This window comes from Prosthecobacter algae (assembly GCF_039542385.1).
GTDB lineage: Bacteria > Verrucomicrobiota > Verrucomicrobiia > Verrucomicrobiales > Verrucomicrobiaceae > Prosthecobacter > Prosthecobacter algae.
In genome coordinates this window covers 437,410-453,995 of sequence record NZ_BAABIA010000006.1, presented here as the reverse complement: position 1 = coordinate 453,995, position 16,586 = coordinate 437,410, and the positions used below count along the sequence as shown (strand labels likewise).

General features: G+C 61.5%; 10 protein-coding genes. 2 read left to right on the top strand and 8 right to left on the bottom strand.

Features of this window, described 5'->3' with window-relative positions:
- The 7 genes from ABEB25_RS16460 to ABEB25_RS16430 all read right to left on the bottom strand — a co-directional run.
- Nucleotides 1-810 (bottom strand): hypothetical protein (locus tag ABEB25_RS16460; protein WP_345737517.1); only part of this gene is annotated, 810 nt, incomplete at its 3' end.
- Nucleotides 803-1,342: a hypothetical protein gene (locus tag ABEB25_RS16455; RefSeq protein ID WP_345737516.1), complete on the bottom strand. Its 540-nt coding sequence runs from the start codon at nt 1,340-1,342 to the stop codon at nt 803-805. The genes ABEB25_RS16460 and ABEB25_RS16455, both read right to left, overlap by 8 nt.
- Before the next feature lie 111 nt (nt 1,343-1,453).
- Nucleotides 1,454-1,657, bottom strand: coding sequence for a hypothetical protein (locus ABEB25_RS16450; RefSeq protein WP_345737515.1), 204 nt, complete (start codon nt 1,655-1,657; stop codon nt 1,454-1,456).
- 207 nt (nt 1,658-1,864) lie between these two features.
- Complete coding sequence (locus ABEB25_RS16445) at nt 1,865-2,170, bottom strand: hypothetical protein (RefSeq protein ID WP_345737514.1); 306 nt, start codon at nt 2,168-2,170, stop codon at nt 1,865-1,867.
- A gap of 11 nt (nt 2,171-2,181) precedes the next feature.
- Nucleotides 2,182-10,287, bottom strand: a complete 8,106-nt coding sequence (locus ABEB25_RS16440; RefSeq protein ID WP_345737513.1) for a hypothetical protein — start codon at nt 10,285-10,287, stop codon at nt 2,182-2,184.
- A gap of 131 nt (nt 10,288-10,418) precedes the next feature.
- On the bottom strand, nt 10,419-11,204 hold the full coding sequence (locus tag ABEB25_RS16435; protein WP_345737512.1) for a hypothetical protein: 786 nt from the start codon (nt 11,202-11,204) through the stop codon (nt 10,419-10,421).
- Nucleotides 11,205-11,654: 450 nt separating this feature from the next.
- Nucleotides 11,655-12,521, bottom strand: a complete 867-nt coding sequence (locus tag ABEB25_RS16430; RefSeq protein ID WP_345737511.1) for an alpha/beta fold hydrolase — start codon at nt 12,519-12,521, stop codon at nt 11,655-11,657.
- A gap of 226 nt (nt 12,522-12,747) precedes the next feature.
- Between ABEB25_RS16430 and ABEB25_RS16425 the strand changes: the two genes are divergently transcribed.
- Together ABEB25_RS16425 and ABEB25_RS16420 are read left to right on the top strand one after the other, a co-directional pair.
- Nucleotides 12,748-12,993, top strand: coding sequence for a hypothetical protein (locus ABEB25_RS16425; protein ID WP_345737510.1), 246 nt, complete (start codon nt 12,748-12,750; stop codon nt 12,991-12,993).
- A gap of 131 nt (nt 12,994-13,124) precedes the next feature.
- Nucleotides 13,125-14,336: a C39 family peptidase gene (locus ABEB25_RS16420; protein WP_345737509.1), complete on the top strand. Its 1,212-nt coding sequence runs from the start codon at nt 13,125-13,127 to the stop codon at nt 14,334-14,336.
- A gap of 1,146 nt (nt 14,337-15,482) precedes the next feature.
- On the opposite strand, the gene ABEB25_RS16415 is transcribed toward ABEB25_RS16420, so the two are convergent.
- Nucleotides 15,483-16,586: a type IV pilus twitching motility protein PilT gene (locus ABEB25_RS16415; protein ID WP_345737508.1), complete on the bottom strand. Its 1,104-nt coding sequence runs from the start codon at nt 16,584-16,586 to the stop codon at nt 15,483-15,485.

Sequence of the window (16,586 nt, the reverse complement as noted above, 5' to 3'; positions counted from 1 at the left end):
AAGGCATTGCTGGTCCCCGAAACGAAGATAAAAACGCTGTCTCAAACCAAAACCCAAACCCAGAAACGAAACCGCCAGCGCACCCAGGACTCTCATAAAAACTGGCTCAAACTTCGGGGGCATTCCAATCTCGGTCGCAATGATCTTGCCTGCCTTGTCGGTATAATATCGGCCCGAATAGTGGTCACCTCCACGCGCCCACCATTTATCACGATAACCTCTGGCTTCCGGATTATTATCAAATCCGTCCATCATAACAGACATTTGCTCTGAATTGCTCCCTTTGGCCCGCTGGTTCAGAAACCCTATTGTTTTCCTGAGTATGATTGGATTTTGATGTTCTATACCATGGGTTATCTCGTGCATAGCATCACTCAGGCTGGCTTTGTCTGGATCAAGTTTAATGGCTCTTTCGGTACTGTCATAGGTCGCTCTGGGCTTATTTGAGGAGACAAGACCTACTGTCAGGCTTGGCAAAAGGCGAGCATCAACATACTGAGCTGTCAAGTCACCCGCTGCGGCCGCGTGTTTGCCCAGATCCAAGACCAGCCTTTGCCTCCATCTCACGTGGCCACGTTTATCTGGGGGAATGGCTACTAACATGCGTGTCGCCTCGGCCAATGCGAGTCGCCTCTTTGTAACAGTATCTAGCATGGCTTTAAATTGCTTTTTTGCAGCAGTGGCTTCGATCTGTTTTGAATGCGACATGCCCCCCTTAATAAGAGCATGATCCAAAGTCTTCAATTCCAACTCGAGCCTGTTTGCCTCATTTATCAGATGCCTGGCTTCTGCCTGCATCGGTTTAAGCATGGATTGCAAGTCGTTTATGGTCTGAGGCAATCAGATGCCTGGCTTCTGCCTGCATCGGTTTAAGCATGGATTGCAAGTCGTTTATGGTCTGAGGCAATTTGATATTTGCAGAGGAATAGTTACTAAAGGCAGGCACATTTTTAGTCAGTGAATCGAGAAGCACTTCTCTTGTTGGAGCAAGTGACTCCAGAGAGGTATCGTTTGGGCCTAAATCCCCACTAGGAACGGGCGGTGCCTCAAATACGTCAGAGCCCCCCAATCTCCCCACCGTCGCCCTCTCCAGCATCTCATACAACGGCCCGCGCTGCATCCCCGTCATCGCGGCCACCTGGCTTTCCTTGAAGGTCTTCTCCGTGCCATTCAAGCGCACCTGAAAAGTCCCGTCCGGGTTGCGACCCAGCACCGCCGCATCCTCACCATGGCGCGCACGGCCTTGCCAGATCGGGGGCAGGGAAGGGGGATGAGGCAGGGCGAGCTGCTGCCGGGTGGCCTGGGCCAGGTGCAACTCAAAGCCTGCCAAAAGCAGCCCCACGGCTTGCATCGCCTGAGCGGGCGACCGCGCGACATGATATCAATGCCACATCCGCCTCACGCGGATAGGAATGGTGATGCGCTACCCTCATTCAGTTGTCTCACAGGTCGCTCACGGGGTGGGCGGTCCTGGATCCAGGACATGCCAGGCGCGTCTCCTGTTGGGATAATTAAACGGGGGTTGCATCAGGATGTCGATGGCATCCTCTAAGGGCATGGTACCATTTCTTACAGCTTGCGAATACTTGCCCACCTGCATGGCCAGTTCCATTTGTTCTTGGGTCGGGTGCTTATGTTCTTGGTGGGTGTCTTTCATAGCCATCCTTTCTTTAACATTAAATCATCCATAACTTTTTTCATCTGATCCCAGTCAGTGTTACAGCAACCCAAGGCCTGCACCGTCTGGGCAGCATCAGCACCAAATCCAGTCCTTGCCTGCACGTGTGGAAGTGACCATCCGACAGCCTTTGATATTATGGGGATGCGATTAATCCAAGCTATCAATAAACCATCTGCGGGGCAGTCAGTAAATGATGTCATCTGGGCCAAGACTGTCAGAATACCCTGAGCCCGGCCTTTCAGGAAGGGTCAGGCTTTTGCGGACAATGTATTGTTCATAGTCTCCCTCTAGACGCAGGCCATGATCGTGAGCTGCAATGGAAAAATCACTCTTTAGAAGTTTGGGTATGGATTCTATGTGTATTTCATTCACCAATGTAGTGTCACCTTCATAAGTTACAGGAAGGAACCTGTCATGGTCTTTGTCTGGTGTATGGGCGGTTCTCGCTGCCAATACAATCTTGCCGTCTTTCAGAAGATGGATGAACATATTGATATCTATTATAATGGGCCAAAGAGGGAGGTGACAATGTCAAAAGTTTCCGTTTGGTGCTTGTTCCTACAATGATAGGCGATTCTCTCGGGTCCCCAAGAGACTTCTTCGAGATAGACGGAGGGTATTTCTGCGCCCCCTGCCCAGCCTCGGTAGAGTCGGCCAGCATATTCATTGATCCACCCGTCAAGAATGTATCTCCATCCTTCCTCATGCGTGCGGATGGGTTGCCCCTGCACTCGCTTCAGCCAATGCAAACGGATGGCTTGTTTCCAATCTTTGAGGCGCGGGTGGGCATCAGCCTGGTGATACAGCCAGTGTCCCAGTTCATGCCACATGAGCTCCCGCATTTTTCCTGCCCGCAGCCTGCCCGACCATACCTTGTATTCATCCAGGGATATACTCAGCATGTTGGTGTTGGCATCGTAATTTCCGAGGACTTTGCCTGGAATCTCCTTCACGAGCTGGACGTTTACCTTGCCTACCTTCTCCATGATTTCTCTGGGCAGCAGATCGAACAAGGATTGGGCGGCTCTTTCCGTTTCAAAACGTAAATCCTGGAAAGAAAGTCCCTCCACCCAATCAAACACATCACTGGCAGCCATCGGGTTAGGAACGTGCTTGTTCTGGAGCTTTTGGCGCCATTGTTCCGCGACTTTGGGGTCTGTTCCTGCGGGCAGGGGCTTGCGTGCCCAGCGTGCCTCTAGAGGCTCTTTTAACCGCTCGCTGTCGGTCTGCGTCTGAGATCCTACGGTAACGGGCACATCTGTCCGACTTCGCCGCATCTGCCGCATCCGCCCCACCGTCGCCCTCCCCAGCATCTCATACAGTGGCCCGCGCTGCATCCCGGTCATCGCGGCCACCTGGCTTTCCTTGAAGGTCTTCTCCGTGCCATTCAAGCGCACCTGAAAAGTCCCGTCCGGGTTGCGACCCAGCACCGCCGCATCCTCACCATGGCGGGCACGGCCCTGCCAAATGGGTGGCAGGGAAGGGGGATGGGAGGCAAGACTGCCGTTATGGGGATTGTTCGATAGCGATGTAAAAAGGTGGTTTACATCATCCAATGACGAGGTGCTTCTCCTGTCGGGCGTGGCCTGCGGGCGGAAAGAATCAGGCGCGGACTGCCCCGCGTTTGTCCTGTCCCTCACCGGTCTCAAGGCGGCCTCGCGGGCGCGGCGTTGCAGGTCTTTTACCTGGGTTTCAAAGCTGCGACCCAGCGTGGACTTCAGGTTTAGACTGGCCATGAAATCCAGCACCATCTCACGAAAGGCATCCCACATTTGCCGGGGCAGGCTGCCTTTCTCCAGCAGGCTCACCTCCTTCTCCGTGCGGCGGGCGAACCATTCAAAGGCGAGATCCTCGCGTCTTCCAGCCAGATGCCTGTACCCTGTCTCCGCCGCGATGGCCTCCAGTTCCGTCGGCGGGATCTGTGCACTCAGGGCAGCCCAGCGGCGGGAGCGGGCGCTCTCTGCATCGCCTAACAAGATTTGCAACCCACCATGCCCCACGCGCTCATGCAGCAGCACGCGGATGAGGGCCTGCTGCGGGCTTTCTCCCGGCAGCAAGCGGGTGTTTTCGGCGATGACGAAGCTGTGGCCCGTCTCCGTATCATGGAAGCCTTCCGCCTTGCGCAGGCTGGCGATCTGCTCCGCCGTGAAGGGGTATTGCCGGGCATAGTTGGAGGCTAGCAACTCCTCCACCGTGGTGAAGAGATGCGTGTGCGCATTGACCAGGCCGGGCTGTTTCTGATTTAGAAACCGGGCCGTCTCGGCAAGGGCGGTGGCGAGCCCACCGGGCCCTCTGGATACGGCGTCACCCACTCGCCTTTGCGGTAAGCCTCCAGCGCTTTCCGATGGTCGGCTATAGTAAAGATCGCGTGCCACCGACACCAACTCCCCATCGAGTCCCCCACCCTCAGTCCCTCCGGTGTGTCCACCCTGATCCGGGTATATAGTTGAAACGCCGCTCCCGGCGGACGATCGCTGTAACGCGGATCCGGTGACAAGGGCCCTAAGAAGTGTAGCCGAGCCAACTCCACTAACTCCGGGTTCCAATCGGTCCACAAGAGATTCGAGAGTTGCTCTGGTAATGGGGGTCCCTGTATGGCCATCAAGAATGCTATCCGTCGCCAGATCGTGTGTCAAATGGCTGAGGTCAATGCCCCGCGCCTGCGCCTCCTGCATGACATAGGCGTGCTCGGCCCTGAGAAGAAGGGCCAGGTTATGATCGTGGTCTCCAGGTTTCCAGCCAGGGACTTCGGTCTTGATCGCCCGAGTGGCTGCGTCCTTATAAGTAGCTAGGCCATTGAGGTGCTGGGTGGTGCCATGGCGCAGGGCGCTGGAGACCATCTGGCTGATGCGCCGTTTCTGGGCAATGGGGCTGACGGTGTCTTCTGGAAGGAAGGTGTAGCCGTGGTTGTGGGCAAAGGTCTGCACCATTTGGTAAACCTGAGCACCCCCGCCCGCCTTCTCTGTGTTGCTATCAAGACCGGGCGAGTTGATTTGGACAGTCCCCTTGTCCTGCCCTTTGGGCGGGTTAATGATCACAAAGGCAGAACCTTTGTTGGTATGAAGATAGAAGGCGTATCCATCCGGATGGTGCTGGTAATCTTCTCCTAAGATTAGTGGGCTTTCACTCACGGAAAACGCCACGGCCAACTCCTCCAGGGAATCACGCCAGTCATTTTCTCTGGCATTGCCCAGGGTCTCTGGCTTGCTCTTGCCAAGCTGGAAGGCGTCCTCAGATTCCGCGATCCGGTGGTGGACGCTGACGACTTCACTGTCGGCTGAATTAGTCTGGCTGAAGTGGAGTCGGCTTCTTGGAACTCCAGCGATAGCCTGAGGCGGAAGCAAAGCCACGCGAGCTTTGTTCACCGTCGCCCTCCCCAGCATCTCATGCAGCGGCCCGCGCTGCATCCCCGTCATGTAGGCCACGTCGCGCTCCGTACGGGTCCTTTCCTGGCCGCCGATGCGCGCCTGAAAAGTCCCGTCCGGGTTGCGACCCAGCACCGCCGCTTCCTCACCATGGCGGGCACGGCCTTGCCAGATCGGGGGCAGGGAAGCGGGATGAGGCAGGGCGAGCTGCTGCCGGGTGGCCTGGGCCAGGTGCGCATACAGCGGCCCGTGCTGCATCCCGGTCATCGCGGCCACCTGGCTTTCCTTGAAGGTCTTCTCCGCGCCATTGAGCCGCACCTGGAAGGTCCCGTCCGGGTTGCGACCCAGCACCGCCGCATCCTCGCCATGCCGCGCGCGGCCCTGCCAGATGGGTGGCAGGGAAGGGGGATGGGAGGCAAGACTGCCGTTATGGGGATTGTTCGATAGCGATGTAAAAAGGTGGTTTACATCATCCAATGACGAGGTGCTTCTCCTGTCGGGCGTGGCCTGCGGGCGGAAAGAATCAGGCGCGGACTGCCCCGCGTTTGTCCTGTCCCTCACCGGTCTCAAGGCGGCCTCGCGGGCGCGGCGTTGCAGGTCTTTTACCTGGGTTTCAAAGCTGCGACCCAGCGTGGACTTCAGGTTTAGACTGGCCATGAAATCCATCACCATCTCACGGAAGGCATCCCACATTTGCCGGGGCAGGCTGCCTTTCTCCAGCAGGCTCACCTCCTTCTCCGTGCGGCGGGCGAACCATTCAAAGGCGAGATCCTCGCGTCTTCCAGCTAGGTGCCGGTACCCTGTTTCCGCCGCGATGGCCTCAAGCTCTGCTGGCGGAATCTGTGCACTCAGGGCAGCCCAGCGGCGGGAGCGGGCGCTCTCTGCATCGCCTAACAAGATGTGCAACCCACCATGCCCCACGCGCTCATGCAGCAGCACGCGGATGAGGGCCTGCTGCGGGCTTTCGCCGGGCAGCAAGCGGGTGTTTTCTGTGATGACGAAGCTGTGGCCCGTCTCCGTATCATGGAAGCCTTCCGCCTTGCGCAGGCTGGTGATCTGCTCCGCCGTGAAGGGGTATTGCCGGGCATAGTCGGAGCCCAGCAACTCCTCCACCGTGGTGAAGAGATGCGTGTGCGCATTGACCAGGCCGGGCTGTTTCTGATTTAGAAACCGGGCCGTCTCGGCAAGGGCGGCGGCGAGCCCACCGGGCCCTCTGGATACGGCGTCACCCACTCGCCTTGGCGGTAAGCCTCCAGCGCCTTCCGGTGATCGACTATAGTAAAGATTCCGTGCCACCGACACCAGCCGCTCATTTGATTGCCGATCTTGTTCTCCTCGGGTGTCTCCACCCTGAATACGCCGTACAGGTCGAACGCTCCCCCCGGATCCCTCTCGCTGTAACGCGGATCCGGTGACAAGGGCCCTAAGAAGTGTAGCCGCGCCAACTCCACTAGCTCCGGGTTCCAATCGGTCCACAAGAGATTCGAGAGTTGCTCTGGTAATGGGGGTCCCTGTATGGCCATCAAGAATGCTATCCGTCGCCAGATCGTGTGTCAAATGGCTGAGGTCAATGCCCCGCGCCTGCGCCTCCTGCATGACATAGGCGTGCTCGGCCTTCAGGAGGAGGGCCAGGTTGTGGTCGTGGTCTCCGGTCTTCCACCCCGGCACGTCCACTTGCCACTGGCCGTTCTCATCTACAAATTCATGGTCACCTTTCAGATGTTGCGTGGTGCCGTGCCGCAGGGCACTGGCGATCATCTGGCTGATGCGGCGTTTCTGGGCAATTTCGGACACGCTGTCATCGGCTCGGAAGCGGAAACCTTTGTTATGTGCGTAGGTCTGCGCCAGTTGATAGATTTGTGCCCCACCGCCCGCTTTGGATTCGTTGCTGGCAGCCTTGCTCGTGTCCACGAAGATCTCCTTTTCGCGGGTCAATTCCACCATGCGGACAATCCCTTTCGGAGTCGTTAGCAGATACTCTCTGCCTGCCCCTCGGTAAGGTTTTTCTTCCAGCAGTTTCAAAGGCTGCTCCTGCAAAGAAAAAGCCTCCACCAACTCCTGCACGGAGGTGCTGTCTGGCTTGCTCTTGCCAAGCTGGAAGGAGTCCTCAGATTCCGCGATCTGGCGGTGGACGCTGACGGCCTCACTGTCGGCTGGGTGGGTCTGACTGAACTGAAATCGCCTGCTTGGAACTCCAGCGAAAGCCTGAGGAGGCAGAGGGGCTTGGCCTGCCTTCTTTTCTCGGTTCACCGTCGCCCTCCCCAGCATCTCATACAACGGCCCGCGCTGCATCCCCGTCATCGCAGCCACCTGACTTTCCTTGAAGGTCTTCTCCGCGCCATTGAGCCGCACCTGGAAGGTTCCGTCCGGGTTGCGGCCCAGCACCGCCGCATCTTCGCCATGCCGCGCACGGCCCTGCCAAATCGGGGGCAGGGAAGAGGGATGAGGCAGAGCGAGTTGCTGCCGGGTGGCTTGGGCCAGGTGCGCATACAGCGGCCCGCGCTGCATCCCGGTCATCGCGGCCAGCTGGCTTTCCTTGAAGGTCTTCTCCGTGCCATTCAAGCGAACCTGAAAGGTCCCGTCTGGGTTGCGACCCAGCACCGCCGCATCCTCGCCATGCCGCGCGCGGCCCTGCCAGATGGGTGGGGCGGGGGGAGCCACACGGTGAATGGCCGGGGCCGTCGCCTGCGCCCTCTCCGGGTGGTTGCTCACTGCCTGCGGCGGCTGCCCTGGCGGCATGGGATCTAGCGAAGCCTGAGGGGCGGGGCCCCCAACCTCGTCACCCACCGCCATCGGCAGGCCAGGCGGCACAGGTGCCGGGGGCTGTGTAGGCAGGGGAGGGGTTGCGGGCACGCTGGCATCTGGCCGCTGAATCTCCGCTGTATTCCCTGTGGCCCCACCCGCACCCGCCACGGGCGGCACTGGAACGGGCCTGTCACCACCCTGAGCTGGCAGCAGGGGCACTGGCGCAGCAGCCTGCGCCTGCTGGCGCGACGAGTGCAGGCCGCCGCTGCCGCCCAGCAGCATGACCGACCCGATGAACTCGGGTGACTCTGCCAGGAACCCGCCCAGGGCCTCCTTAGGGTCCTTCCCCAGCGCCATGGCCTCGATGACGGTCGAGGCCATTTCATCGAAGAACTCCTCCGGCACCTCCTTCATCGCATGGGCGGGCACATTCTTCAGCGCCTCCTTCCAAAAGCCGCGCACCCCTTGGGCCACCCTGCCGCGTGCGCCCGGCAGCAGCAGCGCCTCCGTGCCCGTGGCACCGCCCAGGGCCGTCAGCCCAGCCGTCGCCAGGCCCGAGGCCATGGCCGGGCCGCTGGCGCTCAGCCACGCCTCCATAGGGCCTGCCCCCTGCTGCCGCAGTTGTCCGTAGAGCGCGGCATACTGCCCGCCTGCCGTCTGCGCCCCCGCCAGCCCGTAGATCACCGCCTTGGCCGCCTTCTCCGGCAGCATATTCACCCGCAGGCCGCGGGTGATCAGGGCCTGCGCCACCAACGGTGGCAGCATCCGCACCACGCCCCCGGTCACCCGGCCCAGGGCACCGGTGCCCGTGCGCGCCTCCGTGCTCTCATCCACCATCGCGCCCAGCATGGCCAGGTCGGCCGCGTTCTGGGAGAAATACTCGCCCACGCCCGGCAGCCCCCCCGTGGCGATGGCCAGCCCCCCATTCACCTGGGTGAAAAAGTCCCCCGTGCCTAACAAAAAGGATGTTCCCAGCTTATCTGCCAGGCGCGTGCCATAGCCCCGCTGCACCTGCTCCCGCAGGAATAGCCTGGCCTGTTCCGCCTCCGGCAGCACGCCAAAGGCAGGCTCCTCCTGCGCCCGCCGCCCCACATAGTCTGTGAACTGCTCCCCAGGGAAGAAATCCGGCGTGGACTTTAGCGAAGGCAGCAGCGCCTTTGCCTGGCCGCGTTGCAGATCCCTCAGCCTGTCCATCGCCTGCCGTTTCGCCTCCGGCGTGGCCTGCGCCTCCTGCACCGCCTTGGCATAGGCCATATCATCATGGATGAGCAGCGGATTCACCACCACGCTGCCGTCCGCCAGCAGTCGGCTGTTTTCCGCACGGTTCACCTCCCACTTCCCCTCGGTCAGGGACTGGATCATCGCGTTTTTCAGGGACTCCGCCTCCGCCATCCCGGTGCCCGAGATCGCGCTTTCCCCCACCTGCTGGCCCCCTGCGGTCCAGTCCATCTGCTTCGCATCCTCCAGCAGGCGGGCATGCTCCGGATTGTCCGGATCCAGCCCCGTTTTTTTCACCGCCTCCCGCCGCAGTACTTCCGCCTCTTCCTCACTCCGCACCTGCTGCTGCACTCGCTTCCTCTGGTGGTCATGGGGGCCAAAATCATCCACCACCTTCTGCGCCCACCAGCCTGTATTCAGCGGCCCCGGCAGTTGCAGCGCATCGCCGATCGTATTCGCCCATTTGAGCAGCGGATGCTGCTGCTCCGCCCACGACTTCTCATGCGCCTCCATCCGCTCCTCATAGGCCTGCTGCCCCTTCCGGTGCGCGATTCCCGCCGCCGTTCTCAGCGACTCCGCCTCCGCGTTCAGCGCCTGGTTCATGGCCTTGCCCACACGCAGTCGCTCAAACAGCAGCTCCGTCTCCAGCTTCTTCACCATCTCCTCCTGCTCCGCCTCCGGCAGCGTGGCGCGGATGTTTTCCCTCATCACCTTTTCATCCGCCTCCAGCCCTCGCAACTGCTGGGCAAAGCGTGCCGTCACCGGGTCCTCCTCCAGCCGTTTCATCTCGCCCTCATGGGCGGCGCGCTGCCGCTCCATCTCATCCTCCGGCACGCTGGGCAGAGGGCGTGGCGGGTCCACATTCATCTGGAAAGGAGGCCGCTGCGCTGGCGACCTCTCCGCTGGAGCACTGGCCACCGCCTCCGGTGCAGGCCCCAGGGGCAGTCCATAAAAAGTCCCCGCCCCTCGCTGAGGAAGCTGGGCCGCAGGAGCAGCCGGGGCCTGAGGGGCCTGAGGGGCCTGAGGGGCCTGAGGGGCCTGAGGGGCCTGAGGGGCCGATAGCAGGCGCGATGCCTGGGAGCCATAAATCAGCGGCTTCACCTCCGGGACCGTCGGTGCCGGGGGCTGCAGGATGGCTTCAGGCTGAACTTGGGGCACAGGCTGCACCTGAGGCACAGGACCGGGCGCAGCCACAGCGGGCACATCCTCCGGGTAGGGTTTCTTGCGCAGGGCTGGCCGCGCCAGCTCCCCGGGGTGCATCGTCTGGACAAAAGGCATAACAAAAAGCGTGGAATGATGGGCCGCCATCCGCACAGGCGCGGCAGCCCGGAATCAGGTAATCAGGATAACAAAAAGCGTGGCGTCGGCGGACCTGCGGCATCCTCACGCCGCAGGTCCACCAGTCACCTTCAGGCCAGCAGCGTCTTCTTCGTCCGCGCAGGCGGCTGGGCCAGGTGCGAGTAGCTGTTGCGCATCAGCGGCGGCAGGCCCAGGTCCATCGGTGGCAGCTCCTTCTTAAAGGCCGCGCCCGGCTCCGCCTGGAGGGTGCCCATGCCCGCCGCCTCCCCCTTAGGCTCCAGCGACTTCGGCACCGGCACCGGATTCGGCACGGCAGATCCCCCTCCGCCGATGATCTCCCTCGGCGGCAGCTCCTTCTTAAAAGCCGCCGCCGTATCCGCCTGGATCGTGCCCGCCTGGATCGTCGCCGGAACGTCCCTCTTCGGCTCCGATGCCAGCCGTCCCGCCTGCGAGCCAAAGATGTTGTGCGAATGCCGCTTCTTCATCTCGTCGATTTCCGCCCGCAGCCTCGGGTCCCCGGCAGGTTTCACACCGGGCTGTCCCGGGGTGGAGGATCCCTTGCCATAGGGGCTCGTCAGCGTCCGGCTGCCATCCTTGGCGGTTTCGATCTTGGCCGGAGGCAGCGCCGGAGCCTGCGGCGCAGATGGCCGCTCCCGCACCTGGGACTGCGGCCGTGGTCGACCACCCTTTTGCATCGCATAATATCCGTCCAAGCCACCGCCCTGCGTCAGCGGGCGCGACTCATACAGTGGCCCGCCCCGGTACTGGCGCTGGCTCGTCTGCGCGCTGATTTCCGCACTCGTCGGCCCCACCACCCGCTTGCCCTCAGGCGTATGGTACACATTGCGTGGCCGGGCGTCAATGCGTTGCCGGTTTGGATCATAGGAACTGCTCATGCATCAATTTCCACCCCCGCACCCACCCTTGTCTAGCCACTAGCACCCCCAGTTAGGCCAAGTGCCAAAAAAAGTTTCCCGCCCGGCCTCAAAATCAGAAACACACGCGTATCATCCTGAAACATTGCCAAACATCCGGCAGCAAATCATACGCTTTAACCACACTGATTGTGTGAAACCAAGTTTCAGGCCTCCTGGGACTAATACACATCCCGATGCCTCTTTCCCCAGCCGCAGAGCGGCGTCCGTATTTTAGCCGCGCCTTTCAAGGCGCGGTTTTGGAGGGCGCACCATCTTCACTCATCGCGTCGCAGCGCGACGCCCGAACGGCCGCAATTTCACCCATCCATCACGCTAAATCGGATCATCCTAAAAACCGCCCAAAGAAAAGTCTCCTCGCGTCTCTGCGTTACTCCCCTGACAGACCCGTCGCCCTCCAGGCGGGCCACCTCACCGTGCCAGCGCCTTTTTCAGGATCGCGTCCAGGTGCGTCACCGGCAGGGAGTAGTGCCCCTCCTCCTCCAGCCACTCCGTCGTCGTGTGCGGCATGATGCCCGCCAGCTTCTCCGTGTAGCGCCAGTCAATGTTGCGGTCCTGCTTGCCATGCCAAAAGTGGATCGGGTAGCCGATGGCCCCCACCTCAAAGCCCCATTCAGAAAGGTAGATGTCCGCATCTGCGATGACCGACCTCGGGCCCCGGCGCAGCGCCTCCACCATGCCCGCGCGCACCTTGTCAAAGATCTCCGGCTGCCTCAGCACCGCCCGGTCCGCCCGGCCCAGCATCCCCACCAGCCACTTCAGCGGTGCCCGGTCCGGCGCGCCGCTGGCCACCTTTTCCCCCACCCGCAGCAGCCCCCCCAACACCGTCGGGAAGGCATGGCGCAGGCGGATCATCAGCCGGTACATCCAGAACATGTGCTCATAGCCCAGAAACGCCAGCGGTGGTGCCCCGCACACGATCGTCGCACTCAGCAGCCGCTCCGGCATCGTCAGCGCCGTCACCAGCACATACGGCCCGCCGCCAGACCAGCCCAGCACGTGAAATTGGTCGATCCCCAGGTGCCCTGCCAGCTCCGCCAGCAGCGGCGGCCAGTCCTTCAGCTCCCGCCCCTCATGAAAGTCAGAAAGGCCGATCCCCGGCCGGTCCGGCGAAATGAACCGCAGCCCATGCCGCCGCCCCGCCTCATCCATCAGCGCCCCCTGCACCCGCGCACTCGGCCAGCCATGAAAGTAAAAGCACGGCACCCCCGCAGGATCACCATGCTCAGCAAAGCCCAGCGTGCGGCCAGAGGACAGTCGGAAAGTATGGTCAGCCATGCGTCGCAGAAAAAGGGGGGGTGGGGGAGCCCGAAACATAAAGCCAACCCGCCGCCCTCGCAATCAGCATCCTATGCAGACCGTCATTGCATTCCCTAGCCCCCCGGTCAGCCAGCCCCCGTCCGCCGCCCCGCCGCGTTTTTCTCCCACAGGCCCCGCACTTTGCAAAACCCGATTGCACCCCGGCAATCCCACTCTACTCTCAGGCCGCGTCGAACACCCCTTCATGAAAACCGTCCCCGCCCTCCTCGCACTCGCCACCCTCCTCACTGCCTCCGTCTCTTGCGACAAGCACTCCTGGGAAGAAACCCAAGTGCTCCATGAAGGCATGCACAAAGAAGGCCACGGCGATGCCCACCACGGCGAAGCTAAAAAGGACGACCACGCCAAGCCCGCCGCCCACGCACCTGCGGCCCATGCTCCTGCTGCTCCTGCCGCCCACGCCCCAGAGGCCAAGCCCGCAGCCCACTGAGCCGCTTCCGGGGAAAGACCCCCAGACCGCCCATCGTTATCGGGCCGAGCTTTTTACAGCTCACTTTGGAAAAAGCTTCCAAAGTGAGCTTTTTTTTGAGCATCCTCCGTAGAAGAAGACTCCAAATACCGATGGCCTCCCACCCAGCCCCCCGCTGCTCCCCCCTGCGCTTCTGGCGCACCCTCGCCTGCCTCGGCACCCTCGTGCTCACCGGCAGCCTCCAGGCCCAGCAGCCCGCCGCCCCCGCCCGCCCGCTCGATTCCCTCACCGGCGAAAACGTCTGGCAGACCACGGCCGATCAGTTCCAGCAGCACTTCGCCCAGACCGGCCTCCAGTGGCTCTCAGAAAAGCGCGACCAGGCCCGATTCTTCGGCCCCGGACTCAGCCTCTGGCAGGGCCGCCTCCCCGTCACCGAGGCCCTCATCAATTTCAGCCCCGAAGGCCAGCCCACTCGCATCAGCCTCTCCATTTTCAACCGGGGCGACAGTAACAGCGAGTTCATGACCCGCGAGAAATTCGAGGCCCTCATCGAAGCTCACCGTGCCACCATCGGCCAGCAGCTCGGCGTGCCCTCCACGGAGCGCGGCAAGGACAAAACCACCACCGCCGCCGCCAAGGCCCCCTCCGTCACCAAAGACTCCCTCACCGCCAACCTGAAGCGCGAGGAAAATGGCGATGTCCTCATCGCCAACGTCCCCATGGTGGACCAAGGCCCCAAAGGCTACTGCGCCGTCGCCACCGCCGAGCGCGTCTTTAAATACTACGGCATCCCCGTCGATCAGCATGAGATGGCCCAGGTGGCGGATAGCAGCAGCGACGGCGGTACCAGCCCCGCCAAAATGTACGAGGCCCTCAACAAGCTCGAAGGTCGCCTCCGCGTCCGCGTCCGTGTCATCGAAAACTGGGATTATAAAACCTTCATGGACATGGTGGGCGACTACAACAAAGAGGCCAAACGCGCCGACAAACGCGAAGTCAGCGCCGCCCCGCGCGACGGCACCATCTACATTGATGAAATCTACGGCGCCATGGATGGCGAAGTCCTCAAGACCTCCCGCATCGGTCGCGACCGCTCCGGCTTCGGCAAATTCCAGCGCAGCATCACCGGCCTTATTGATCAGGGTATCCCGGTCATGTGGGGCGTCATGCTCGGCCTCCTGCCCGAGCCCGAAATCCCCCAGGCCGCCGGCGGCCACATGCGCCTCATCATCGGCTACAACCTCAAGACCAACGAATTTCTCTACACCGACTCCTGGGGCGCTGAGCACGCCCTCAAGCGCATGCCCATCCCCAACGCCTACACCATGACCACCGGCATCTACTACATGGAGCCGATGAAGTAACTCTCGGTTAGGCCAAAACGCCCCCCGTAGCTGCCTGCGCCAGCAGGTGGCCGACTCGAAAGCTCTCCCCCAATCGAGCTCCCCCAAAACCCCACGCCCTTGCGGGCGCAGCTACCCCTTGTAAACACCCGCGCTCCGCGCGCGTGATGGCCGAATGCTCTCACATCTCGAGCATTCCAGACATAGGCCCTATACGATCTCTAGGTCCTATCTCCTAACTTCGCAGCCCCCAAACCCCACGCCCTGGCGGGCGCAGCTACATCCCGTAGCTGCCCGCGCCAGCGGGTGGAGGGCCCGAATGCTCCCCCACAACGAGCTTCCCTCACGCCCACAAGGAGCAAGACTTGCCAAGTCCAGTCCCCTGAACCCACCCCCACCTTTCCTCCTCGACAGTCGCAGCGGCACCGCAGCCGCGAAGCGTCCTGGACTGCGCCAGTCCTCTGGCGCTTTCGAAAGCTCACCCACCTCCGAGCTTCCAAAAGGCCTCCCTTCTGCGGAATTCCGCACCCGCCACTCCGGCCTCGGCTCCCGGAGGGAGCCCGGAAAGTAGCCGGTGGTGAAGGGGGCGCAGCCACCGAGAACCACCGGACCCTCACCTAACAAACGATGTCAATCAAGGTCGCGTCCTGAAAGGACGCTGGAAGCCCCCGTCCGCCCCCACATCCTCAAGCTCCCCAAAAACTCCCCAAACCACGGGACTTGGCAAGTCCCGCTCCTTGGGCTCAAACCGGATTACACCTCCGTTCTCGCCAGCTCTGTTGGTGTCTAGCCTTTAGGCGATCTGGAGAAGGTCCGACAGGTCAGGGAGTCGCCTAAAGGCTAGACACCAACAGACCGAACAAACCTGCTCCCATCCGCCCCTTGGCCACACTTCCTGTAAATCCTGCCAATCCTGAAATCCTGTCTAAAAACTCCCCGCTCCCACTCCCTCCCAACCACCACCTTCCGTGTCTTCCGCATGTTCCGTGGTTGAAAAATCCGCCCCCGCCTACTTGCCACACATCTTGTTAATCCTGTCATCCTGTCAATCCTGTTAAAAAAAGCCCGCCCCACTCCCTCCGAGATCCGTCCGCCCCCCCGATCCTCCCCACCCACAAAAAAGGGTGCAACCTCGCGGCTGCACCCTTGATCAAATAAACGCGAAGCTTACTTCTTCGCCTCGCCGCCGCCGGCGTTGGCCACGGCCTGCATTTCGGGAGGCAGGAAGGCCTTGAAACGGCCTTTGTCGATGGCCTTCATGTACGCCTCCATCGGGCTGGCGTAGCCGTCGCGCAGCTTCTGCCAGATGGCATCGTCCATGAACTGCATGCCCTGGGCCTTGCCGCCGATGATGACGTCGTAAAGCTTCTGGGTCGCGCCTTCACGGATGATGGCACCCACGGCTGGGGTGGAGACCATGATCTCATTCACAGCCACACGGCCCTTGCCGTCGGCCTTCTTCATGAGGAGCTGGGCCACCACGCCTTTCAGGGAGGCAGCCAACATCGTGCGCACCTGGCTCTGCTGATCCGCCGGGAACACGTCGATGATACGGTCAACGGTCTTGCGGGCGTTGTTCGTGTGCAGGGTGCCGAAGACCAGGAGACCCGTCTCCGCCGCCGTGAGGGCCAGGGAGATGGTTTCCAGATCTCGCATTTCCCCCACCAGCACGATGTCCGCATCCTGACGGAGGGCAGCGCGCAGGCCGTCGGCGAAGCTCGGCGTCTGGATGGGCACCTCACGCTGGGTGATGATGCTCTTCTTGTTCTTATGCACGAACTCGATCGGCTCCTCCACCGTGATGATGTGGCGGCGGAAGTTCGTGTTGATGTAGTCCAGCAGGGCGGCCAGCGTCGTGGACTTGCCGGAGCCCGTCGGGCCCGTCACCAGCACCAGGCCGCTGCGCATGTGGCCAAATTCCTTCACCACCTGCGGGATGCCGAGCTGCTCCAGGCTGGCGATCTTGGTGGGAATGATACGGAAGACCGCCCCGTAGCCGTTCTGCTGCTTCAGGTAGTTGCAGCGAAAGCGGTGCTCCGCATCCATTTCATAGGCGAAGTCCAGATCGCCCTTTTCGGTGTAGCGTTCCCAGGCACGGGCTTCGCAGATCTCGCGCATCATCGTCTCCATCGTGGACTTCGTGAGGAGGTCCGGAGAGATGGCTTTGATGCTGCCGTGGACGCGCACTTTCGGTGGCTGCCCCTGGCTGAGGTGAAGGTCGGATCCGCCCAGCTCGATGAGCTGCTGGAAGTAATTGTCAATGATCGGCAT

What these genes read in the sequence shown, in the direction of transcription:
- ABEB25_RS16415 (WP_345737508.1), bottom strand. Translation starts at nt 16,586, where the DNA reads ATGCCGATCATTGACAATTACTTCCAGCAGCTCATCGAGCTGGGCGGA.
- ABEB25_RS16440 (WP_345737513.1), bottom strand. Translation starts at nt 10,287, where the DNA reads ATGCCTTTTGTCCAGACGATGCACCCCGGGGAGCTGGCGCGGCCAGCC.
- ABEB25_RS16450 (WP_345737515.1), bottom strand. Translation starts at nt 1,657, where the DNA reads ATGAAAGACACCCACCAAGAACATAAGCACCCGACCCAAGAACAAATG.
- ABEB25_RS16435 (WP_345737512.1), bottom strand. Translation starts at nt 11,204, where the DNA reads ATGAGCAGTTCCTATGATCCAAACCGGCAACGCATTGACGCCCGGCCA.
- ABEB25_RS16445 (WP_345737514.1), bottom strand. Translation starts at nt 2,170, where the DNA reads ATGTTCATCCATCTTCTGAAAGACGGCAAGATTGTATTGGCAGCGAGA.
- ABEB25_RS16425 (WP_345737510.1), top strand. Translation starts at nt 12,748, where the DNA reads ATGAAAACCGTCCCCGCCCTCCTCGCACTCGCCACCCTCCTCACTGCC.
- ABEB25_RS16420 (WP_345737509.1), top strand. Translation starts at nt 13,125, where the DNA reads ATGGCCTCCCACCCAGCCCCCCGCTGCTCCCCCCTGCGCTTCTGGCGC.
- ABEB25_RS16430 (WP_345737511.1), bottom strand. Translation starts at nt 12,521, where the DNA reads ATGGCTGACCATACTTTCCGACTGTCCTCTGGCCGCACGCTGGGCTTT.